This window comes from Pseudomonas shirazica, from assembly GCF_015168335.1.
GTDB classification, from domain to species: domain Bacteria; phylum Pseudomonadota; class Gammaproteobacteria; order Pseudomonadales; family Pseudomonadaceae; genus Aquipseudomonas; species Aquipseudomonas asiatica.
The window spans coordinates 5,065,903-5,087,465 of the sequence record NZ_CP063456.1; the positions used below are offsets into that span (position 1 = coordinate 5,065,903).

The 21,563-nt window shown below is 63.0% G+C and carries 24 protein-coding genes and 1 tRNA gene; 10 read left to right on the top strand and 15 right to left on the bottom strand.

The features are described from left to right. Window positions 1-151: 151 nt before the first annotated feature. The 8 genes from IMX18_RS23380 to IMX18_RS23415 form a co-directional block, all read right to left on the bottom strand. A complete protein-coding gene (locus IMX18_RS23380) occupies window positions 152-433 on the bottom strand; it encodes a DUF971 domain-containing protein (RefSeq protein WP_217190261.1) in 282 nt (93 codons plus the stop codon). Then, a complete protein-coding gene (locus IMX18_RS23385; RefSeq protein ID WP_015268567.1) occupies window positions 433-1,398 on the bottom strand; it encodes a HEAT repeat domain-containing protein in 966 nt (321 codons plus the stop codon). Before IMX18_RS23385 ends, IMX18_RS23380 begins: the two co-directional genes overlap by 1 nt. Continuing rightward, complete coding sequence (locus IMX18_RS23390) at window positions 1,395-2,246, bottom strand: ABC transporter ATP-binding protein (RefSeq protein WP_054573374.1); 852 nt, start codon at window positions 2,244-2,246, stop codon at window positions 1,395-1,397. Before IMX18_RS23390 ends, IMX18_RS23385 begins: the two co-directional genes overlap by 4 nt. Beyond that, the gene (locus IMX18_RS23395) at window positions 2,246-3,028 is read right to left on the bottom strand and encodes an ABC transporter permease (protein ID WP_137137832.1); all 783 of its coding nucleotides are present in this window, start codon (window positions 3,026-3,028) and stop codon (window positions 2,246-2,248) included. Before IMX18_RS23395 ends, IMX18_RS23390 begins: the two co-directional genes overlap by 1 nt. Before the next feature lie 15 nt (window positions 3,029-3,043). Next, the gene (locus IMX18_RS23400; protein WP_100413099.1) at window positions 3,044-4,450 is read right to left on the bottom strand and encodes an ABC transporter substrate-binding protein; all 1,407 of its coding nucleotides are present in this window, start codon (window positions 4,448-4,450) and stop codon (window positions 3,044-3,046) included. A gap of 118 nt (window positions 4,451-4,568) precedes the next feature. Continuing rightward, window positions 4,569-4,814, bottom strand: a complete 246-nt coding sequence (locus IMX18_RS23405; RefSeq protein WP_008096634.1) for a 4Fe-4S dicluster domain-containing protein — start codon at window positions 4,812-4,814, stop codon at window positions 4,569-4,571. Window positions 4,815-4,877: 63 nt separating this feature from the next. Beyond that, complete coding sequence (locus IMX18_RS23410; RefSeq protein WP_139657342.1) at window positions 4,878-6,602, bottom strand: fumarate reductase/succinate dehydrogenase flavoprotein subunit; 1,725 nt, start codon at window positions 6,600-6,602, stop codon at window positions 4,878-4,880. Further along, window positions 6,599-7,348, bottom strand: a complete 750-nt coding sequence (locus IMX18_RS23415; RefSeq protein ID WP_015268562.1) for a GntR family transcriptional regulator — start codon at window positions 7,346-7,348, stop codon at window positions 6,599-6,601. The genes IMX18_RS23410 and IMX18_RS23415 overlap by 4 nt, the downstream gene beginning before the upstream one ends. A 208-nt stretch (window positions 7,349-7,556) precedes the next feature. On the opposite strand from IMX18_RS23415, the gene IMX18_RS23420 reads away from it, so the two are divergent. The 6 genes from IMX18_RS23420 (at window position 7,557) to IMX18_RS23445 (ending at window position 11,849) form a co-directional block, all read left to right on the top strand. Then, window positions 7,557-7,633 (top strand) — tRNA-Arg (locus tag IMX18_RS23420). Window positions 7,634-7,849: 216 nt separating this feature from the next. Beyond that, complete coding sequence (locus IMX18_RS23425) at window positions 7,850-8,353, top strand: hypothetical protein (RefSeq protein ID WP_015268561.1); 504 nt, start codon at window positions 7,850-7,852, stop codon at window positions 8,351-8,353. A gap of 11 nt (window positions 8,354-8,364) precedes the next feature. After that, the gene (locus IMX18_RS23430; RefSeq protein WP_015268560.1) at window positions 8,365-8,895 is read left to right on the top strand and encodes a DUF5384 family protein; all 531 of its coding nucleotides are present in this window, start codon (window positions 8,365-8,367) and stop codon (window positions 8,893-8,895) included. A gap of 57 nt (window positions 8,896-8,952) precedes the next feature. Then, window positions 8,953-9,276 (top strand): hypothetical protein, encoded by a 324-nt coding sequence (locus IMX18_RS23435; RefSeq protein ID WP_015268559.1) that lies wholly within the window; start codon window positions 8,953-8,955, stop codon window positions 9,274-9,276. A gap of 174 nt (window positions 9,277-9,450) precedes the next feature. Beyond that, window positions 9,451-11,181, top strand: a complete 1,731-nt coding sequence (locus IMX18_RS23440) for a dipeptidase (protein WP_217190263.1) — start codon at window positions 9,451-9,453, stop codon at window positions 11,179-11,181. 230 nt (window positions 11,182-11,411) lie between these two features. Continuing rightward, window positions 11,412-11,849 (top strand): CBS domain-containing protein, encoded by a 438-nt coding sequence (locus IMX18_RS23445; protein ID WP_015268557.1) that lies wholly within the window; start codon window positions 11,412-11,414, stop codon window positions 11,847-11,849. Window positions 11,850-11,855: 6 nt separating this feature from the next. Here IMX18_RS23445 and IMX18_RS23450 read toward each other — a convergent pair whose 3' ends face one another. From IMX18_RS23450 to IMX18_RS23460, 3 genes are all read right to left on the bottom strand, one after another. Then, window positions 11,856-12,494 (bottom strand): hypothetical protein, encoded by a 639-nt coding sequence (locus tag IMX18_RS23450; RefSeq protein ID WP_015268556.1) that lies wholly within the window; start codon window positions 12,492-12,494, stop codon window positions 11,856-11,858. Window positions 12,495-12,563: 69 nt separating this feature from the next. Next, complete coding sequence (locus IMX18_RS23455) at window positions 12,564-12,806, bottom strand: DUF2789 domain-containing protein (protein ID WP_015268555.1); 243 nt, start codon at window positions 12,804-12,806, stop codon at window positions 12,564-12,566. Window positions 12,807-12,867: 61 nt separating this feature from the next. Continuing rightward, on the bottom strand, window positions 12,868-13,326 hold the full coding sequence (locus IMX18_RS23460) for an aminoacyl-tRNA deacylase (protein WP_015268554.1): 459 nt from the start codon (window positions 13,324-13,326) through the stop codon (window positions 12,868-12,870). Window positions 13,327-13,424: 98 nt separating this feature from the next. Between IMX18_RS23460 and IMX18_RS23465 the strand changes: the two genes are divergently transcribed. Both IMX18_RS23465 and IMX18_RS23470 read left to right on the top strand, forming a co-directional pair. Then, on the top strand, window positions 13,425-14,771 hold the full coding sequence (locus IMX18_RS23465; protein ID WP_015268553.1) for an NfeD family protein: 1,347 nt from the start codon (window positions 13,425-13,427) through the stop codon (window positions 14,769-14,771). 2 nt (window positions 14,772-14,773) lie between these two features. Next, complete coding sequence (locus tag IMX18_RS23470; RefSeq protein ID WP_015268552.1) at window positions 14,774-15,526, top strand: slipin family protein; 753 nt, start codon at window positions 14,774-14,776, stop codon at window positions 15,524-15,526. Window positions 15,527-15,574: 48 nt separating this feature from the next. Here IMX18_RS23470 and IMX18_RS23475 read toward each other — a convergent pair whose 3' ends face one another. The 3 genes from IMX18_RS23475 to IMX18_RS23485 all read right to left on the bottom strand — a co-directional run bounded on the left by IMX18_RS23475 (window position 15,575) and on the right by IMX18_RS23485 (window position 18,908). Continuing rightward, window positions 15,575-16,207: a LysE family transporter gene (locus tag IMX18_RS23475; protein ID WP_015268551.1), complete on the bottom strand. Its 633-nt coding sequence runs from the start codon at window positions 16,205-16,207 to the stop codon at window positions 15,575-15,577. A 203-nt stretch (window positions 16,208-16,410) separates the two neighbouring features. After that, complete coding sequence (locus tag IMX18_RS23480) at window positions 16,411-16,998, bottom strand: mechanosensitive ion channel family protein (RefSeq protein ID WP_015268550.1); 588 nt, start codon at window positions 16,996-16,998, stop codon at window positions 16,411-16,413. Continuing rightward, window positions 16,998-18,908, bottom strand: coding sequence for an ATP-binding cassette domain-containing protein (locus IMX18_RS23485; RefSeq protein WP_015268549.1), 1,911 nt, complete (start codon window positions 18,906-18,908; stop codon window positions 16,998-17,000). Before IMX18_RS23485 ends, IMX18_RS23480 begins: the two co-directional genes overlap by 1 nt. A gap of 50 nt (window positions 18,909-18,958) precedes the next feature. On the opposite strand from IMX18_RS23485, the gene IMX18_RS23490 reads away from it, so the two are divergent. Further along, entirely contained in the window at window positions 18,959-19,441 is a 483-nt protein-coding gene (locus IMX18_RS23490; RefSeq protein WP_100413102.1) for a TIGR02444 family protein, read from the top strand. Here IMX18_RS23490 and IMX18_RS23495 read toward each other — a convergent pair. After that, entirely contained in the window at window positions 19,417-20,535 is a 1,119-nt protein-coding gene (locus tag IMX18_RS23495; RefSeq protein ID WP_015268547.1) for an AlgP family protein, read from the bottom strand. The genes IMX18_RS23490 and IMX18_RS23495 overlap by 25 nt on opposite strands. Window positions 20,536-20,915: 380 nt before the next feature. Between IMX18_RS23495 and IMX18_RS23500 the strand changes: the two genes are divergently transcribed. Next, the gene (locus IMX18_RS23500) at window positions 20,916-21,554 is read left to right on the top strand and encodes an FKBP-type peptidyl-prolyl cis-trans isomerase (RefSeq protein WP_015268546.1); all 639 of its coding nucleotides are present in this window, start codon (window positions 20,916-20,918) and stop codon (window positions 21,552-21,554) included. Window positions 21,555-21,563 lie beyond the last annotated feature (9 nt).

Below are 21,563 nucleotides of genomic sequence, written 5' to 3' on the forward strand. Positions count from 1 at the left end.
ACCGTGTGGGAGCGGCTTTAGCCGCGAACACCGGCGCAGCCGGTGCCATGCACCGCGTTGGATTCTTCGCGGCTAAAGCCGCTCCCACAGGGTACGCGGACCGCTTGCGAATTCAGGTCTCTATGCGACAGCGAATGCCCGCGAAGAAGACTCACAGGGCAATCAGGTCACGCAGGTAAGCCCAAGGGTAGATACCCCGTTCATGCCCATCGCTGAACACCAGCTGCACGCCATATCCTTGCGGCTCGATTTGCACCACGCGCACATCATCGCGCACCAGACTGATGGTCCCCTGCAGCCGTGCCGTTCGGCATTGTGAACAGGGGCAAGCACCGCGCAGGCGGGCATGGCTGAGGCTGTGTTCGCCGTCTTGCCATTGCAGCACCAGTTGCCCGGGCCCGCGCATGTTGCGAATAGCTTGCGGGGCTTTCATCAGTAGGCCCCGCGCAGTTGCGCCATGGCGATCCGCACAGCCTTGCGCACCTCGGGATCGCTATCGGCCTCGGCGGCCTGCAGCACCGGCAAGGCACGCGCCTGGCCCAGCTCACCCAGGGCCAGAGCCGCCTCCTTGCGCAGGTTGGCAATGCCGTGGCCAAGCAACTCGCCAAGCGCGTCCAGGGCCGCAACGTGACGCAGCCGCCCCAGAGACCGCGCCGCACGCAGACGTACTTGCCAGAAGTCATCGGCAAGAGCATTTACCAGTGCCGGGCCTGCTGGGGCCAGGCCCACCTTGCCTAGCGTGGTGGCGGCTTCTTCACGCACTTGCCAGGCCTTGTCAGCCAATGCAGCCACCAATGCTGGCACCACCGCGCTGTCGCGGGCGAGGCCCAGCGCACCAATGGCCGCGCGGCGCACCTCGGTGTCCGGCTCGTCTGCGGCAAGCTTTGCCAATGCTGGCAATGCCGGCTGGTGCTTGAGCCAGCCAAGAATACCCACTGCCTCACGCCGGACCGCGGCGTCGCCATCGGCCAGGGCCAGCAGTGCAGGCTCTGCAGCATCTTCCAGGCGCAACTCGCGCAAGGCACGCAGGGCGCTTGCACGGACGAAGGCATCGGCATGCTTGACCCATGGCAGGATCAGCTGACCGTTTTCAAGGCTCTTGAGTTCGCTGAGGCTCTGGGCGGCAGCCAGCCGTACCGGCTCGGCAGCATCGGCCAGCGCAGCACACAGGGCCTGCACAACTTCGGGTTCTTCCCAGGCCTCGAGCAGGCGCGCGGACTCGGCACGCACCTCGTCGGCGACATCCACCAGCAGTGCATCGGTGAGCCATGGCAAGCCATCCGGGTCTTCCAGGTCGGCCAGTTCGATCAGGGCGATGCGGCGCACGCCTGCATCAGCGGCACCAAGGCGAGGCAGAAGAGCAAGGATGTCGGGGTTGTCAGTCGTTCGTTCAGTCATAGCGCGATCCGTAGCGGTGGGTGCTCAGTGTCCGGCAGGCCCAGCGGGGTCAGGCGCGGGAGTTCGCGGCCTTCCTCGTGACGGAGCAAGGCCAGACAGTGACGCTTGAGGTGAGTGAATTCAGGGCTGGTCAGCAGGCTGGCGCGGCGTGGGCGCGGAAACTCCAGGTGCAGGTCTTCGATAAAGCGGCCAGGTCGCGGGCTCATCACCAGGATACGGTCGGCCAGGAACAGCGCCTCGTCGATATCGTGGGTGACGAACACCACGGTGGTGCGGATGCTTGCCCAGATATCCAGCAACAGCTCCTGCATGCGTGCACGGGTTTGCGCATCCAGGGCACCGAAGGGTTCGTCCATCAGCAAAAGGCGCGGTCGGTTGATCAGCACCCGGGCAATCTCGGCCCGTTGCTGCATACCGCCGGACAACTGACTGGGCCAGCGCCCGGCAAAGTCGGCCAGCCCCACCAGTTGCAGCATTTCACGAGCCTGCCGGCGACGTTCGGCGCGGCCCTGGCCCTGCATCTTCAGGCCGAAGGCCACGTTGTCGAGCACGCTACGCCAAGGCAGCAAGGTGTGGTGCTGAAACACCATGCCACGCTGTGGTGACGGCCCGCCAACGGCCTGGCCATCCACGCTCAACTGGCCGCTGCTGGGCACCAGGTGCCCGGCCAGGGCGCCAAGCAACGTCGACTTGCCGCAACCGGAGGGGCCAAGGATGCAGACGAACTCGCCAGGCTCTACGGCAAAGTCCAGACGCTGCACCGCCTCGAATGCTTCGCTGCCATGCCCCAGTCGTATCGACAGGCCACGCCCGTCGATACGCCCTGGTGCTGGTTGATAACTGTTCATCAACTGGCCCTCCGCGTGCGGTACCAAGGCGTGGCCAACTCCCCAAGGCGCTTGACCAGGGCGCTGCTGCCCATGCCCAGCACGCCGATCAGCAGCATGCCGACGATGATGTCCGGGTAGTTTTGCAAGGTGTACGACTCCCAGGTGTAGTAGCCGATACCGAACTGTCCGGAAATCATCTCGGCGGTGACCAGGCAGAACCATGAAGTACCCATGCCGATGGCCAGGCCAGTGACGATGCTTGGCAACGCTCCAGGCAACACCACTTCGCGCAGGATCGACCAACGCTCTGCACCGAGGCTGCGCGCCGACGCCACCAGGCGCGGGTCGATGGCCTCGACGCCGTGCACGGTGTTCAGCAGGATCGGGAAAAGCGCGCCAGTGAACGTTATGAACACCATCGACAGTTCCGATGATGGGAACATCAGGATCGCCAGCGGGATCCACGCCACCGCCGGAATCGGCCGCAGCACTTCGAGTGGCGGCAGCAGGGTGTCCTCGGCCCATTTCGAGCGGCCGATCAACAACCCCAGGGCCACGCCAATCAGCGCCGCGGCGCCATATCCGGCAAAAACCCGTGACAGGCTACTGCCCAGGTGCGCCAGCAGGGTGCTGGAGGTCAGCAACTGCCAGCCAGCTGCCAGCACCGCCTTCGGTGTGGGGACATAGGTGAACGTCAGCAGCCCGAGGTCCAGCTTCACGCTCGCCGCGACCTGCCAGAACAGCAGGCAGGCCAGCAGCGAAACCAGGCGCACCGTCCAGCGCTTGAGGTTGCAGGTCATGTCGGTGCCTCCCGGTCAGCGCTGGGCGACCAGCTTCTGGTTGGCGCTGACGAAGTCCAGCGCTTCACCGCCATGGGCCTTGGCATACTGCTCGGCCTGGTCCTTGAGCAGGAACGCCGCCAGTTCACCCTTGGCGTTACGCACGAACCAGGCCTGGTTCGCCAGCAACTTGATTCCGCTGTCGGCGGCCTGGGCGTAGATGGCGCGGATGTCCTTGCCCTCGTGCTCCAGCTGGGCCAAGGCGCCAAGCGCGGCCTCCGGCGAAGCGTAGTGGCGGACCTTGCCTTCGCCGCGCACCCAGATCTGTGCCAGGCGGCTGAAGTCGGTGATCGGTTTGCCTGTCAGCGCGTCATTGGCCTTGAGTGGCTGCGGATCATAGTCTTTCAGCGCCTTGTCGTAGTCCAGGCCAGCCTCCTTGAAGGCCGCACGGATGTACTGGTCGTCGATGAACTTGTCGGTGTCGAGGCCGCGGTCGGTCTTTTTAAGCAGCTTGAGCGTATCGATGGAGGTTGCGACTGCCTGACGGTATTCAGGCTTCCATGTCAGGTCGCGGGTCTGCAGGCCGAGCGGGCCGTGGAACAGGTAATTGACCTCGGCCTCGATGCCGGTGACTTTCTCGATCAACTCGCTGTACTTCTCAGGTTCCGCAGCGATCAGCCGATCGGCTTCGAGGCTGGCGCGCAGGTAGGCGGTGACCACTTCGGGGTACTTCTTCGCATAATCGGCATCGACCAAAGCGCCATGGAAGGTCGGTGCGTTGGCTTGGGCGCCGTCATAGATCTTGCGGGCGAAGCCGCGGTTGGGGAACAGTTCGGCGAACGGCACGAAGTCGGCATGGGCCTCGATGCGGTTGCTACGCAGGGCGGAACCGGCGATTTCCGGCGCCTGGGCGATGATTCGCACATCCTTCTGCGGGTCCCAGCCCTGGGCTGCTACGGCACGCAGCAGCATGCCGTGGGCGGTGGAGGCGAACGGCACGGAAATGGTCCTGCCCTTGAGTTCAGCCAGCGACTGCACGCTGGACGCCGCCGGTACGACGATGCCATTGCCGCTGCCGTGCACGCTGCCCGACAGCACGCTTATGAACAGGCTGCGCTTGCCGGCATCCAGGTGAGCAACACCGTTGAACGACCCGGGGAAGTCGGCCATTGCACCGAAGTCGAGTTTGCCAGCGACCATTTCATTGGTCAGTGGCGCACCGCTGGTGAAGTTCTTCCACTCCACCTGATACTTGGCATCTTTGTATTTGCCGTCATGCGGCAGGTACTTGTCCAGCAGGCCAAGCTCGCGTATCAGCAGGCCACCAGTGGCGCAGTTGATGGTGGTGTCCTGGGTGCCAATGGCGATGCGGATGGTTTCGGCGCTGGCATTCAGGCCAGTGAGCGCCAGCACGAGGCCGGCCACGGTTGCAACAAGGCGCATGGGTGTTTCCCCTCGAGTCGTTATAAGAGTTGGGTCGTCTCCGCCGCCCGGCTTGGGTGGTGGGAAACGAGGGGCACAGCAGGAGGGCGTCCGGTGGTGCGCCGGATGGCGGGATGAATCAGCGCAGCAGGTATGGGATGTCGACCTTCACCGCACCCGTGGGGCAGTCCTTTTCGCAGGGCATGCAGTACCAGCATTCGTCGAAGGCCATGTAGGCCTTCTGCGTGGCCGGGTTGATCGCCAGCAGGTCCATGGGGCAAACCTCCACGCAGACGGTGCAGCCTTTTTCGGCGATGCACTTGTCTTCGTCGATGGTGACGGGGGCGCTGCTGCGGAAGAAGATTTCTTGCGGCTGGTAGGCCATTTCACGGAGTCCTCGGGGCCTGCGGCCCTCGTTCTTCGAAGTGTTCACAGGACACAGCGTCGCCTAGGCTGCATCGGCCTTTACCCGCAGCTGGTCGTAGGCGGTCTGCTCTTCTGCGTCCAACGCAATCAGGTAAGGCTCGACCGCTTTCCTGAAGCTGGTCATTTCACCGTTTTCGCCCTTTTTCAGATGGCAATGGCAGAACCACTCGCCATCATTGCGCTCAGGGAAGTCCACCCGGTGGTGGTACAGCCCCCAGCGGCTTTCCTCGCGGAACAGCGAGGCCCGCGCCGCCATCTCGGCGCAATCGCGAATCACCGAAACCTCCATCGCACGCATCAGTTCATGAGGGTTGCTGGCCTTCATCTGGTCCAGGTCACGTTCGATCTCGGCAAAGCGCGCCAGGCCGATTTCCATCTTTTTGGTCACCTTCGGCGGTTGCAGGTAATCGTTGACCATGCGTCTGAGCTTGTACTCGACCTGCGCCGGCGGCAGGCCATGCTGACGCTGCAGCGGGGCAAACACCCGCGCGCGCTCGCGCTCGACCTGTTCGGCATCGACCTCGGCGAGTTCGCGCCCGGTCACGTAATGCGCAGCGTTCACACCGGCAAACCAGCCATAGGTGAAGGCCCCGAGCATGTAGTTGTGCGGCACCGCTGCCATATCGCCCGCGGCATACAGCCCTTTGACGCTGGTCTCGGCCTTTTCATTGACCCACACCCCCGACGCCGAATGCCCGGAGCAGAAACCGATCTCCGAGATATGCATCTCGACCATGTGCTGGCGATAATCGGTGCCACGCCCGGCGTGGAACTGGCCACGACTGGGGCGCTCGTTGCTGTGCAAGATCTCTTCGATGTTCTGGATGGTTTCCTCGGCCAAGTGATCGAGCTTGAGGAACACCGGGCCATTGCCGCCCTCGAGTTCCTGATGGAACTCCCACATCATCTGGCCGCTCCAGTAGTCGCACTCGATAAAGCGCTCACCCTTGCTGTTGGCGGTATATCCACCCAGTGGGCCGGTGACGTAGGCACAGGCCGGGCCGTTGTAGTCCTTGATCAGCGGGTTGATCTGGAAGCACTCGAGGTTGGCCAGTTCGGCACCTGCATGGTAGGCCATGGCGTAGCCATCACCGGCGTTGGTCGGGTTCTCGTAGGTGCCCATCAGATAGCCCGACGACGGCAGGCCCAGGCGCCCGGCCGCGCCGCAGGCAAGGATCACCGCCTTGGCCCGCACCACGCGAAACTCGCCGCTACGGCAATCGAAACCCAGCACACCAGCGGCCGCACCTTCACCATCGAGTAGCACACGAGTGCAGACCATACGGTTGCTGATTTCGACCCGGGCACGCTTGAGCTGACGGTACAGCACCTTTTTGATGTCGTGGCCTTCGGGCATGGGCAGCACGTAGGCGCCCATGTGGTGAACCTTTTTCACCGCGTAGTCGCCGGTCTCGTCCTTCTCGAACTTCACCCCCCAGCGGTCGAGTTGCTCGATGGTTTCAAAGCTGTGGGTAGCGTAGGCATGCACCGTGGCCTGGTTGACGATGCCGTCATTGGCCACGGTGATTTCCTTCGTGTACTGCTCGGGGGTGGCATGGCCTGGGATGATCGCGTTGTTCAGGCCATCCATGCCCATGCTGATGGCTCCGCTGCGCTTGACGTTGGCTTTGTCCAGCAGCAGCACGCGCAGGTTTTTGTCCTGCTCCTTGGCCTTGATCGCCGCCATCGGCCCGGCGGTACCGCCACCGATGACGATGATGTCGTAGTCCTGGGTCTGGATGCTCATGCCTTGCTCCCCTTCTGGCGGTCGATGCGCAGGCGGTACTGGAAAGCATCGCCGCGGTAGTAAAGGTGTTCGAAGTCCAGTGGCGTACCGTCGGCAGCATGGGTCAGGCGCTCGATGCGCATGATCGGCGAGCCTTCTTCAACATCCAGGGCCTGGGTCAGGTCGCTGTCGGCCAGCACGGCATCGATGGCCAGGTCGGCGTGGCCAAGGGCAATGCCGCAGTCGTTTTCCAGGAGCAGGAAAATGTCGCGAGTGACAAGGTCGGCCTTTTCCAGTTTTTCGCCGACGGCCTTGGGCAACCAGGTCAGCTCCAGCGACACCGGCTCGCGGTTGATCAGCCGTACTCGGCGGATCTCGGTGACCAGGCTGCCCTCCTCGACCTGCAGCCGCGCGGCCACCAATGCATTGGCTGGCACATGGCGGAAACTGCGCAGGCGGTTGATCACCTCGTAACCCATTTGCGTCATCGACTCGCCCAACCCCTGCAGGGTACTGACGTTCTGGAAAGCCTTGGGCTTGGCGACGAAGGTGCCCTTGCCGTGGATCTTGAAAATCAGCCCTTCCTTCTGCAGGTCGCCCAGCGCCTGGCGCACGGTGATGCGGCTGACGTCGAAAGCCTTGCCCAGTTCGCTTTCCGAGGGCATGCGGCTATGCGATGGATAAGTGCCGTCGAGGATGCGCTCGCGCAGCAATTCCTTGAGCTGGGTGTAAAGCGGTACCGGGGACAGGGGGAGCAGTTCGGCCATGGGGTCTCTTCGCTGATCGGATACTTGTTATAACAAGTTGTGACCAGAGAATAGAGGGCATAATAACTGCCGTGGAAATATCGATATCGCATATGGATAGATGCGTTTGTGATTGCTTCTGCCGGCCTCTTCTCGGCGAAAGGTAAAAACAGCTACAGATCAAGGCGATGGACGCCATCGGATCAGATGGGTATCATGCGTGCGCGTTGCACTCGTAGCTCAGCTGGATAGAGTACTGCCCTCCGAAGGCAGGGGTCGTGGGTTCGAATCCCGCCGAGTGCGCCATACCCCTCACAAAGCCCGCCTTGCGCGGGCTTTGTCGCTTCTGCAAGACAGTGTCGGCCTGCTCGCGTTATTTCGTTTGGCGCTTACTGAAGCCGGCTTTAGTCCTGATGGCTTTACCTGGTTGGATCCATCTGCTTAGAATAGTGGCATTATGCCTCATCCTTCAGATGGATCGTCGCAAGGTTAACCATACCCTCCAGGGAATCAGGAATGAAAATGCTGAAACACTGTCTGGCCTTGACCATCGCCGCCACCCTCGTGGGTTGCCAGGCGACCGGTGAGCAATACCAATCCGATGTGTTCGATGCCAGCCAGGTAAACACCCAGCAGGAAGCCAAGACCGTGAAAATCATCACGGTCTCGCCGACCAAGATCAAGGTCAGCAACGAGAAGAACCAGAAAGCCGCAATGATGGTGGGTGGTGTACTGGGTGCGCTGGGTGGCGCGGCGCTGGGTGCAGGCCACAACAAGGACACCGCGATCATCGGCGGCGTGGCAGGCGGTGGCGCCGGCGCACTGGCAGGGTCCCTGGTCAGCGATACCTCGCTGGTGCCCGGCGTACTGATCGGCTACTCGGAAAACGGCAAGATCTACACCTCCGCCCAGGTTGGCCGCCCGTGCGATTTCGAAGTGGGGGGCATCTCCCTGATGGTCATGACCATCTCCAACGAAACCCGCATCCAGCCAAATGCGACCTGCCCAGATCCGAAAAAGAGCTGAGGCCTGAGCACATGAAGCACATTGTTCTGGGCACCGCCCTCGCACTGTCTGCCGCCACTGCCATGGCAGGCCAGTTCGATCAGCTCTACCAGATCGAACAGCAGACCAAGCAATCCGAAGCCGCCCTGGAAACCGAACGCCTGCGCCAGGCCGCCGCCGCCGAGCAGCGCGCCGAAGCTCGCGAAGCTGCTGCCCGCCAGCAGCGCGCAGCGGCCCAACGTGCCTCCGCGCAGCGTGCCGCCGAGAAACAGCAGGCGCAAGCAGCCGAGCGCAAGCGCGTGCAGACCCGCGAAGAAGCCTACGAGGACGACCTGCGTGCGCTGGAGCTGGAAGAGCGTCGCCTGGCCCTGCAAGCGAAAAAGGCAAAGGTCGCCCGCGCCAACGACTACATCGATGCCGAACTGCGCGACAGCGCTGCACGCACCGACGTGATCCAGTCCAATGCAGACTCCGCACGCAACGTCACCTCGGGCGCCAAGTCGCTGCTCGAGGACGCCGGCAAGGCGGAAGTGAAACGCGCCGGCAGCCTGTTCGGCGAGTAACCATCCAGGTGCGGTCCCGGCCCGCAGGCCGTGACCGCCCGTTGCAGAGACAACATCATGCTACGTCTGATCATGCTGGCCACGGCCGGCCTGCTGCTGAGCGGCTGCCTGCAGGAAGAAGCCAAGTTCCCCACCGTCGACCTGCACGGTCGCCTGGTCGTCGACCAGGAAATGACCGCATCGCGTCAGGCGCAGGGCATCCAGGGCGAGTACTTCAAGCGCGTCCTCAGCGTGAATGGCCAGGACATGGCCTTCAACGACTTCGTCCAGCAATACTGCCCGGACAGCAATACCCGCAACGAAACCTGTATCAAGGCCTTCCGCATCAAGAAGATCGACGATGTCAGCGGTGCCACGAGGTTCCTGCCCAACGGGCTGTAATCACCGTTGGAAGCACTGGAAAGGCCCCGGCAACGCGCCCGGGGCTTTTTCGTTTGTGCGACATGTCGCGTTTCTGGCACTCCCGTGCCACGGGTCATTGGTGTTAGCGTGGGCGTCTTCCCGTTTCCCGACGGGTAACCCACAACAATGATTGGCGAAGGAATGCGCACAACCATGCACCTGAAAAAACTTACCGCCACCACCCTGCTGCTGGCCAGCATCGGCCTGTTCACCCAACCGGCACAGGCCAACCTTACCCAGCAGCAGTCCGCGGCCATCGTCAAAGCCTTCGACGGCAGCGACCCAAGCGACTTCAAGCAGTTCCTCGGCAAGCTCAAAGGCAGCGACCTGGCCAAGGCCGACAACCTCGCGGCAACCCTGGATGCCTACCTGGCCGGCAAGCCATTGGCCGCCGAGCAGCAGAACGAGATCAACCGCCTGCTCGGCCTGTATACCCGCATCAAGTACGGCAAGGCTGCCAGCGAAACCCTGCGTGAACTGGTGGCCATCCCCACCTTCAATGTCGAAGGCACGCCGCAGCACGAGAACCCCGAGTTCCTCAGGATCGCCGAAAAGATCAAGGCCCTGGCCGACAGCTTCGGCCTGGCTTTCCGCAATATCGACAACCGGGTGTACGAGATTTCGCTGGGCAGCGGTAAGGAAGTGGTCGGCATCCATGCCCACGCCGACGTGGTGCCGGTCAACCCGGACAACTGGAAGCTGGCCGATGGCACGCGCCTGGACCCGTTCAAGGTCACCCTGGTCGGTGACCGCATGTACGGCCGCGGCACCGAAGACGACAAGAACGGCATTGTCGTGGCGATGTACGCGCTGAAAGTGGCCAAGGACGAAAACCTGCCGCTGGCCCGCCAGTTCAAGCTGCTGATCGACACCACTGAAGAAACCAGCGGTGATGCCATCCCCTACTACTTCGAGCGCAACCCCACGCCCGACTACAACCTGGCCCTCGATGGCGGCTACCCGGTGGTCATCGCCGAGAAAGGCTACGGCACGATCATGGCCAGCTTCAGCAAGCGCCAGGCCAGTGGCAAGGGTGCCGAGATCGTCAACCTGACCGGCGGCCTGGCCACCAACCAGATCCCGACAACCTCGGTCGCGACCCTGGTCACCGACAACCCGGCGAAGCTGGCCAGCCAGCTGGAAAAAGCCGGCGCCGATTACGTGAAGCGCAATGGCGGCGACTTCAGCATCGCTGCCAAGGCCGATGGCAAGCAGGTGTTGCTCACCGTGACCGGCGTTTCCGCCCACTCTTCGGAGCCGGAGTCCGGGGTCAACCCGGTGGCGCGCATGCTTGGTTTCATCAACGGCCTGGGCAAGGATGTGCCGCTCAAGCACAACCACTTCACCGATGCCGCCCGCTATGCCGCCGACAACTGGGGCCTGGACTACCTGGGCAACAAGCTCGGCGTGGCCTTCAAGGATTCGTTCATGGGCCCGCTGACCGCCTCGCTGACCTTTGTCGGGGTGGATGAAAAAGGCCTGAAACTGGCGGTGAACCTGCGCATTCCGAAGGGCAAGCCCATTGCCAAGATCAAGGACGAACTGGCTGACAAGCTGGGCAAATGGACCCGGCAGAGCCATACCTCGGTGGCCTTCGACTACAGCCTGGACGAGCCGATGTACCGCAACCCCGAAGGCGAATGGGTCAGGGCCTTGCTGGACGTTGCCACCGAGAACCTGGGCATGAAGCACGAGTTCGGCACCTCGGCGGGTGCTACCTCGGTACACGACCTGCCTAACGGCGTGCAGTTCGGCCTGGCCATGCCGGATGTGAAGTACACCGGGCACAACGACAACGAGTTCAAGACCGTGGAGCAGTTCATGCTGGACTTGCAGGTGGTGAGCGAGATGGTGGCGCGGATCGGGCAGATGCCGAAGCTCTGAGCCAACTCTACCGGCCTCTTCGCGGCTAAAGCCTCCCACCTCGACCGCATCGGCCTCGAGCCAGGTGCTATCCCTGTGGGAGTGGCTTTAGCCGCGAAGAGGCCGGCACAGGCGACAACTCATGACGTTTTTCAATCGACTCGATGCCGTTTCCTGCATTGCCGTGCAGAGCGCCGTGCCGGATGCTTTATTTACTCCGAGACATCGCTTTTTCCCCAGCAGAGGCCCGTATGAAGACCGTCGAACAAATCCTCAAGACCAAGTCCCAGCATCAGACCGTGTACACCATCGGCCCGGATGACTCGGTACTCGACGCACTGAAAATGCTGGCGGAAAAAAACGTCGGTGCGCTCCCGGTGGTCGAGGCCAACCAGGTGGTGGGTATCGTCAGTGAACGGGACTATGCGCGCAAACTGGTGCTCAAGGGCCGCTCGTCCGCCGCCACCCCTGTGCGCGAGATCATGAGTGCGCCGGTGGTCACCGTGGAACCGAAGCAGAAGCTCGACTACTGCATGAACCTGATGACCGACCGCCACCTGCGCCACCTGCCGGTGGTCGACAATGGCCAGCTGCTCGGCCTGCTGTCGATCGGCGACCTGGTCAAGGAAACCATCGCCGAACAGGCCAGCCTGATCCTGCAACTGGAGCAATACATCCGCGGTGAATGAAGCACCTCAATGGTAGGCGCGCTCCAGTTCGTCCAGCTGATGGTCGAAGCTGCGCAGGCGCGCCGACCAGGTGTACACCAGCACTTCCAGATCCCGATTGAGCACGGCAGTGTTGCCATTGCCGCTGCGGGTTGGTTCGCCCAGATCCAGCTGGTAGCGTTCACGGGCCATGGCCTGGGCCACGCTGGACAGGTCGCGGGCATTGGCCAGCCAGTGGTGGTGGTGGTCATGAATTTCGCGGTCGAGCAAGCGGCACTGGCGTTTCAGGGCATCCAGGCTCTGCTCCAGCGGCGTGCCCTTGAGCTCGCCCATGACCTCTTCGAAGGTGCGCCCCGAATGCCAGTAGCTGCCCCAGAAGTAGCGGTCGAACACCGTCTCGACGCGGCGCAGCGCAACCTTGGTGTTCCAGATGGTCAGCAACGTTCGCCCCTGCACCACCTCGCGCTTGTTCAGGTGCAGTTGCTGCCAGGCGATCCAGGCCAGCGCCACCAGTGCAACCGCCACGGTGACGGCGGCAGCGGCATACAGGAAGTGCACTGCCTGGTTCATCTGTTGCGATTGCCTGATGCCGTAGAAGTAACTGGCCGTCAGGGTGCCCAGGATCGTCACGGAGCACCAGAAACCCGGTGCGTAGGGATCTTTCATCGCGCTATCCCCTTGTTGTTTTCCTGAGCATAGCAACGGCCAATCACTCGTCAGGTGCCACTCGGCGCTTTATTTTCGAGGGCGGCGCAACGCTTCGTTGAGTTGATCGAATGGCTCCGCCCAGTCGGCATCCTCATTGATGCTGTCGTTGAGAAACTCGCGCTGGGAAGCGGTCCAGAACGGCGCATCCACCAACTTGATGTCGTTCTTCAGTGGCGAGTGGCTGGCGATGAACTGATCGATGCTCACCGCATCGTCAGGCAGGCCCAGTTGTTTGAACAGCTCGGCAAAGGGATGAATCGGCGCTTCCATGGTTCCTCCTGAGAGCCAGGCAAGCCGTCCACGACGCCCGCCCGGCATTGGTGTGAAAACATCAGCACAGCTCGCGCACTTCGGCGTGCGGCACCAGTTTCATGTACTGCTCCATGCTCATGTGGATCAGGTGATCGTGGTCACCCGCTTCCAGGTAGACATCGCCCTGGCGGGTCAAGCTCGGGTCGACCAGCATTTTTATCTGGTAGGCATCGCCAAGGGCCGGTACGGCACCGCGCTCGCAGTCGCCGAACAGGCTCGGCAGGCCGCTTTCACGGGTCAGTTGCCAGGCCCCGGACATGCGCACCTTGGTCATGTCCAGATGCCGGTTGGCCGGTAGCACGGCCATGATGTAGTTGCCATGACGGTCATCGAGCATCACCGACTTGGCGACCCGCTCGGCGGGCACGCCGGCCGTACGGGCCGACTCCAGGCTGGTGGCCGAATGTGGATGGGGAATGATGTCGTAATCGCAGTTGGCCTTGTCCAGGCGATCCTGCAGGGTCTTTGCCATACGCATGATGCACCTCCGGTTTCGCCCCCCAATTTCCAATTTTAGGCCGGGTACCAGCAGGCAGGGCTAAACTTGTGCAATAGAGGCAAACGAGGTGACGACAGGTGATCGCCCGCTGCTGGCGCTGGCTGTTGCTGGTGTTGCTGCTTGGCATTACGCCAGGCGGTCAGGCAGCGCCTGGTGCAGTCTGGGTGCTGGGTGTCGATGACGCCATCGGCCCTGCCAGCGCAGACTACCTGGTGCGCAGCCTCGACCAGGCCAAGGCACAGGGTGCACAACTGGTGGTTATCCGCATGGACACCCCGGGCGGGCTGGACAGCGCCATGCGCCAGATGATCAAGGCGATTCTCGCCAGCCCAGTGCCGGTCGCAACCTTCGTCGCCCCCAGCGGAGCCCGCGCCGCCAGCGCCGGCACTTATATCCTCTATGCCAGCCATGTCGCGGCCATGGCGCCCGGTACCAACCTGGGGGCCGCAACCCCCGTGCAGGTCGGTGCTCCGCCAGGCACGCCCAAGGATGACAAGGCCAAAGGCAGCGATGACGATACCCTCGCGCGCAAGCAGGTCAACGATGCGGCGGCCTACATCCGTGGCCTGGCGCAGCTGCGCGGGCGCAATGCCGACTGGGCGGAGAAGGCCGTGCGCGAGGCGGTCAGCCTGTCCGCCAGCGAGGCCTTGAGGCTTGACGTTATCGACCTGATGGCCGATGACCTGCGTGACCTGCTGCACAAGCTCGATGGCAAAACGCTCACTGTCGCTGGCCAGCCCCTGCAACTGCAGACCGCCGGCGCCAACCTGGTCGAGCACCTGCCGGACTGGCGCACACGGGTGTTGGCGGTCATCACCAACCCCAGCGTGGCGCTGATTCTGATCATGATCGGTGTGTACGGCCTGCTGTTCGAATTCATGAACCCCGGCTCGACGGTCGGCGGCGTGGTAGGCGGTATATGCCTGCTGCTGGCGCTATATGCCCTGCAGCTGTTGCCGGTGAGCTTCGCCGGGGTGGCGCTGATATTGCTCGGCATCGCCTTCATGATCGCCGAAGCCTTCCTGCCCAGTTTCGGCGTGGTCGGCTTTGGCGGCATTGTCGCCTTCGTGGTCGGCGCGCTGATCCTGATCGACACCGATGCCCCTGGCTTCGGTATCCCGCTGGCCCTGATCGGCATCCTGGCGGTGCTCTCGGCGCTGCTGATCGGCGGTGTGCTGGGCATGGCGCTCAAGGCCCGCCGACGGGCGCTGGTCAGCGGTGACGCCGGCCTGGTCGGCAGCCTGGTCACCGTCACACAGGTGATGGCGGGCAACCCGTTCTGTGGCTTTGTGCTGGCCCAGGGCGAGCAATGGCAAGCGCAGTGTGCAACGCCACTGCAAGCGGGCCAGAACGTGCGGGTGACCGCGCGCCATGGCGTCATGCTGGAAGTGAGCGCCGCCGCGCCCGCGGCGCAAGGAGAATGACCATGTTCATGCAATTGGGCTTCGGCGCGGTGCTGATCGTGCTGGCGATGCTGTTGCTGTCGGCGTTCCGCATCCTGCGCGAATACGAGCGCGGCGTGGTGTTCCAACTGGGGCGCTTCTGGCAGGTGAAGGGGCCGGGGCTGATCCTGCTGATCCCGGTAATCCAGCAAATGGTGCGGGTGGACCTGCGCACCGTGGTGCTGGATGTACCACCTCAGGATGTGATCACCCGCGACAACGTCTCGGTCAAGGTCAACGCCGTGCTCTACTTCCGAGTGCTCGACCCGCAGAAGGCGATCATCCAGGTCGAGGATTTCCTCGTGGCGACCAGCCAGCTGGCCCAGACCACGCTGCGCGCGGTGCTCGGCAAGCACGAACTGGATGAACTGTTGGCCGAACGCGAGCAACTGAACTCGGACATTCGTCAGGTGCTTGATGCACAGACCGATGCCTGGGGTATCAAGGTGGCCAACGTCGAGATCAAGCACGTCGATCTCAACGAATCGATGGTGCGCGCCATTGCCCGCCAGGCCGAGGCCGAGCGTGAACGTCGGGCCAAGGTGATCCATGCCGAAGGTGAGTTGCAGGCGTCGGAGAAGTTGATGCAGGCGGCGCAGATGCTGAGCAAGGAGCCAGGGGCGATGCAGTTGCGCTACATGCAGACGCTGGGGACGATTGCCGGGGACAAGAGCTCGACCATCGTCTTTCCGCTGCCGGTGGATTTGCTCAAGGGGTTGGTGGACAAGCAGAAATAGAGGTGGCCCATTCGCGGGCAAGCCCGCGAATGGCCTACATACGGTCTGTCAGACTGGCGCGCGACGCAGAGTCGCCAGGAAGGTGGCCGCGCCAATGAACAACCCGGCGAAAGTCCGGTTCAAACGCTTCTGCTGTTTGGGCGTACGCAGCAAGCGCAACACCCGCGCAGCCAACCCGGTATACCCCGCCATCACCAGCATATCCACGGCGACCATGGTCACGGTGATCGCCACATACTGGGGCAACAGCGGTTCATGCGGATTGATGAACTGCGGCAGCACCGCCAGCATGAACACCAGCGCCTTGGGGTTGCTGACGTTGACCAGGAAACCACGGAACACCAGGCTCAGCGGTTTGCCGATCGGACGCACGGCGGATTCATCGCTCATGTCCAAGGGCAGCGCACGCCACTGTTTGTAGGCCAGGTAGACAAGGTAGGCGACACCGAACCATTTGATTATCTGGAACGCCGTGGCCGAGGCAGCCAGAACAGCACCGACGCCGGCGGCGATGATGGCGATCTGCAGGATCAGGCCCAGTTGCAGGCCCAGGGCGTTCCAGTAACCACGCCAGAAACCGTATTGCAGGCCACTGGACATCGAGGCAATCGCCCCGGCGCCGGGTGAAAGGCTGATCACCCAACAGGCGGCAAAGAAGCCCAACCACACTTCCATCGACATCACACACCTCGCTCGGACATATGTTGCAAAACGTTAAGCTAAGGTGTTGGTGAAAAAATAACCAGTAAATTTTGCAGGATTTACTCCGTCAGTACCGGCCTCTTCGCGGGCTTGCCCGCTCCCACAGGTATTGCGCTGCTCTCAAAGGCTATGGATTTCCTGTGGGAGCGGGCAAGCCCGCGAAGAGGGCCGTACAGGATTAATCAATCCACCTCGGCGGACGACTCTTTGTGCATGGACTGCACCTCAGCCCCGCGCCAGCGCCGTACTGACTTCTGGAAGAACTGGCTATTGGGCACCTGCACCAGCGCCCCGCCCGCCTCGGGCATTTCCATCAGCGTGGTGAACAGCAGGTTGATGGCAATCACCCGGCCCTTGACGCCCGGCTTGTCGAGGGTGTCGACCAGTTCGACCACATCACCAATACGAAACGGCCCGACGGTGAAGATCAGCACCGCGCACAGCAGGTTGGACAGCACGCTCCACATGGCGAAGAAAGCCACTGCTGCCACCGCGACGAAGCCGGACAGTGCTGTCCACAGTACCGTCGCCGATACACCCAGGCGCTCCAGCACGAACAGCAACGCGCTGCCCATGATCAGCCAGCGCAGGCCACCACGCACCGGCACCAGCAGCTCCGGCGGCAACGGGTAACGCTGGCTCAGGCGGCTCAGCCCGCGTGCAACGATGCGCTGCAGGACGAAGGCCACTACCAGGATCAACAGTATCTGCAAGCCCAGCCAGAAGGTGTCCATCCATTGCCCTGGCAGCAGCGAACGCAGTTCCTCCATCAGGACAGCGCCTCGAGCTCGGCCTGCATGCTTTCGAGGGTTTCCAGCGCTTCCATCCAGGCCTCTTCCAGTTCGCCTTCGCGCTGCTTCAGCTTGGTCTGGCGCGCCAGCAGGTCACGCAACTCGTCCTTGCGCGACGCGTCGTAGAGGCCACCATCACCCAGCGCGGTCTCGATCTCGGCCAGTTGCGCGTGCACCTGGTTGAGCTCGGCTTCCAGCTTGTCGGCAGCCTTCTTGTGCGGGGCCAGTTGCTGACGCAAGGCTGCGGCAGCCTGGCGTTGGGCCTTCTTGTCGGTCTTGTCCGGGTTGACCGGGGTGGTACTGGCCGGCGCGCTGCGCTGGCGGTACTCGACCAGCCAGCGGCTGTAGTCGTCCAGGTCACCATCGAAGATGTCGACCTTGCCGTCGGCCACCAGCAGGAAGTCGTCGGTGGTGCTCTTGAGCAGGTGACGGTCGTGCGACACCACCACCACGGCACCGGCAAACTCCTGCAGGGCCATGGTCAGCGCCAGGCGCATTTCCAGGTCGAGGTGGTTGGTCGGTTCGTCGAGCAGCAGCAGGTTCGGTCGCTCCCAGGCGATCAGGGCCAACGCCAGGCGGGCCTTCTCACCACCGGAGAAGTTCACCACCGGCTCGTCGACGCGATCGCCATGGAAGTCGAAGCCGCCCAGGAAGTCGCGCAGGGTCTGCTCACGCTCGGTGGGAGCAATGCGCTGCAGGTGCAGCAGCGGGCTGGCCTTGTCGTCCAGAGAGTCCAGCTGGTGCTGGGCGAAGTAGCCCACGGCCAGGTTCTCACCCCGCACCAGGCGGCCCGATAGTGGCTCGAGCTCGCCAGCGAGGTTCTTGATCAGGGTCGACTTGCCAGCGCCGTTGGGGCCGAGCAGGCCAATGCGCGCACCGGGGGTGAGCTGCAGCTTGACCTTGTCGAGGATCGCCTTGTCACCGTAGCCCAGGCGGCCTTCGGACAGGCTCAGCAGCGGGCTGGAGATTTTCTGCGACTCGCGGAAAACGAAGTCGAACGGCGAATCGACATGCGCCGCCGATAGCTCCTCCATGCGCTCCAGGGCCTTGATCCGGCTCTGTGCCTGGCGGGCCTTGGTGGCCTGGGCCTTGAAGCGGGCAATGTACTTTTCCATGTGCGCACGCTGGGCCTGCTGTTTCTCGTAGGCCTGCTGCTGTTGCGCCAGGCGCTCGGCCCGGGTGCGCTCGAAGGCAGTGTAGCCGCCCTTGTACAGGTTCAGCTTGCGCTGCTCGACGTGCAGCACATGGTCGACCACGGCATCGAGGAAGTCGCGGTCGTGGGAGATCAGCAACAACGTGCCGGGGTAGCCCTTGAGCCAGTCCTCCAGCCACAGGATAGCGTCCAGGTCCAGGTGGTTGGTGGGCTCGTCGAGCAGCAGCAGGTCGGAGGGGCACATCAGGGCCTGGGCCAGGTTCAGGCGCATCCGCCAGCCACCGGAGAAGTCGCCGACGCGGCGGTCCATCTGTTCGTTGGTGAAACCAAGGCCGGCCAGCAACTTGCGTGCGCGGGCGTCGGCGGTATAGCCGTCGGCGCTATCCAGCTCAATGTGCAGGCGCGCCAGGGCGGTACCGTCGTGGGCCTGCTCGGCCGCAGCGAGTTCGGCCTGGACCTTGCGCAGGCGCACGTCACCGTCGAGCACATAGTCCACGGCCAGGCGGTCGAGGGTATCGACCTCCTGGCGCATGTGGGCGATGCGCCAGTCACCGGGCAGCTGGCAATCGCCGGCATCGGGCGACAGCTCACCGCGCAGCAAGGCGAACAGGCTGGATTTTCCGGCGCCGTTGGCGCCGATCAGGCCGGCCTTGTGACCGGTGTGCAGGGTCATCTCGGCGCCTTCTAGCAAGCGCTGCGGACCACGCTGTAAAGTGAGGTTGGATAGTCTGATCATGATGGTCGCGGAGTCTACCAGCTTCCTCGGCCCATAGCGCGAGTGGAACCATGCACACCGACCTGTGGAATCACGCCCTGGCCCTGTACGCCAGGCCCGGCGTGGAAGCCGCCTGCCTTGAACTGCAGGCGCTGGGTGGCGATGTCTGTCTGCTGCTGTGCGCAACCTGGCTGCAGGCGCGTGGCGTGGCCGTGCGGGACGAACGCGTACAGGCATTGCGCGAGGTTACCGAGCCCTGGCAGCGCGAAGTGGTCAACCCATTACGTAGCTTGCGCCAACAGTGGCGAGCAGCAGCGCAAAGTGATGCGCAGCTGGCGGCGTTGCGTGAGCAGGTTAAAGGGTTGGAATTACAGGCCGAGAAAGCCTTGCTGGAACGCTTGCAGGAGCGTTCGCGACAATGGCCGGCAAGCGCCCATGAGCCCATGGACGACTGGCTGGCCCGGCTGGCGCCGGACCAGGCCCGCCACCACGACGCGCTGGTTGGATTGCGCGTCGCGGCGGCAGCGCTTCAGGACGCCGAAGACGGTGCCTGAGCCGGGGTGCTGGCAGGTGCCGATGGCGCTACCGAAGCTGCCGGGGTGGCCGAGTTGGTCGCGGCGGCCAGATTGCTGGCGGCTGGCGTAGCCGGTTTGGCTTCGGCTGGCTTGCTGGCAACAGGCTTGGCAGCTGCTGGCTTGGCGGCGGGTTTGGCGGCCGTACGTGCTGGGGCCTTGGCGGCAGCTGGTTTCGCGGCCGGCTTGGCAGCAGCGGCTTTGGCTGGCGTTTTGGCCGCCGCTGGCTTGGCTGCAGGTTTAGCGGCTGCGGTGGCTTTGGCTGCTGGCTTGGCTGCAGGTTTGGCAGCAGCAGTGGCCTTGGCGGCTGGCTTGGCCGCAGGTTTGGCAGCAGCAGTAGCCTTGGCAGTTGGCTTGGCTGCAGGTTTGGCAGCAGCAGTGGCCTTGGCGGCTGGCTTCGCTGCAGGCTTGGCAGCAGCAGTGGCTTTGGCGGCTGGCTTCGCTGCAGGTTTGGCAGCAGCAGTGGCTTTGGCAGCTGGTTTGGCTGCAGGCTTGGCAGCAGCAGCGGCCTTGGCGGCTGGCTTGGCCGCAGGTTTGGCAGCAGCAGTGGCCTTGGCGGCTGGCTTGGCTGCAGGTTTGGCAGCAGCAGTGGCCTTGGCGGCCGGCTTGGCTGCAGGTTTGGCCGCAGCAGCCTTGGTGACGGGTTTGGCGGCTGCCGGTTTGGAGGTCTTGGCAGCACGCTGGTCAAGCGCCTTGGCTGCAGCTTCGCGAACCTTGCCTACACCTTGGGCCAGCTTGAGGCTGTCCTGGGCATCGCGCTTGAGTTGCTGAATATAAGAACGAGTCTGGGTTTGACGTTCCTTGAGGGAGTCGAGCAGTTCTTCAAGTTCGCCAATGACTTTTTGCGCCTTGGTCTGCGCCTTGGCTTTACCTGCCTTGGCCGCGTCTTGCAGTTTCAGGCGACCGTTGTGCAGTTTTTCCTGGGCCTTGCCACGCTGCTTTTCCAACTTGGCCAGCAGTTTTTCCGCATCAGCCAGCGCTTGCGAGCAGGCATCTTCCAAGTGTTCGAGCAAGCTGCCCGAAAGTTGCTGGAGCAGGTGTAACGGCGTGCTTACTGGCTTCTTTTTAGCCGACATGGTTTACCTCCTGGCTGACGAGATTGCGGCTCATACTATGCTTCTGCTGCTACCGCCGCTAGGGCATGTTGACAGTATTGTTTACGCCGCGTTGCATGCCTGGGCAAAGTTGTTATCTTGCAGCTCCGAGCAAGTGTAGTTGCTGAATAAATCATTGCTGATATTTGGCAGTTATCTGTATTGCACAGCACTCCTGTAGGAGCGGCCTTGTGTCGCGATGGGCTGCGGAGCAGCCCCTTGATTTCAGCACCACCGCAGATATTGCCGGGGCTGCTTTGCAGCCCTGTCGCGACACAAGGCCGCTCCTACAGGGACCGCGAGCACACAATACAAATCGGAACACTGGCATACTTCCCCGCTCATTGGCGCAGGAACTGACCATGCCTCGATATCTTCTTTTAGGTTTATGCCTGCTGGCACCCATCGCCCTGGCCGACAGCGAAGAACATGACCTCGCCTACAGCATCGGCGCCAGCCTGGGTGAGCGGCTGCGCCAGGATATGCCGGGCCTGCAGTTGGATGCGCTGGTAGAAGGCCTGCGCCAGTCCTACCAGGGGCAACCGCTGAAACTCGACAAGGCACGCATGCAGGCTTTGCTCCAGCAGCAGGAAGCACAGGAAGGCGATGCCGCCATGCAGAAGCTGCAAGCTGCCGAAACACGCTTCATGGCCAACGAGCGTGGTCGTTATGGCGTGCACGAACTACCGGAGGGTGTGCTCTACAGCGAACTGCAAACAGGCACGGGCGCGCAGCCCAAAGCCGGTGGCAAGGTGCAGGTGCGCTATGTGGGCAGGCTGCCAGACGGCTCGGTGTTCGACCAGAACCAGACGCCCCAGTGGTTCAGCCTGGACTCAGTCATCGAAGGGTGGCAGGTGGCCTTGCCAAAAATGCACGCTGGCGCCAAATGGCGCCTGGTGATCCCGTCGGCGCTAGCGTATGGCGCCGAGGGTGCGGGCGACCTGATTGCACCCTACACCCCCCTGGTGTTCGAGATAGAACTGCTGGCGGTTGGCGACTGACGCCAACAC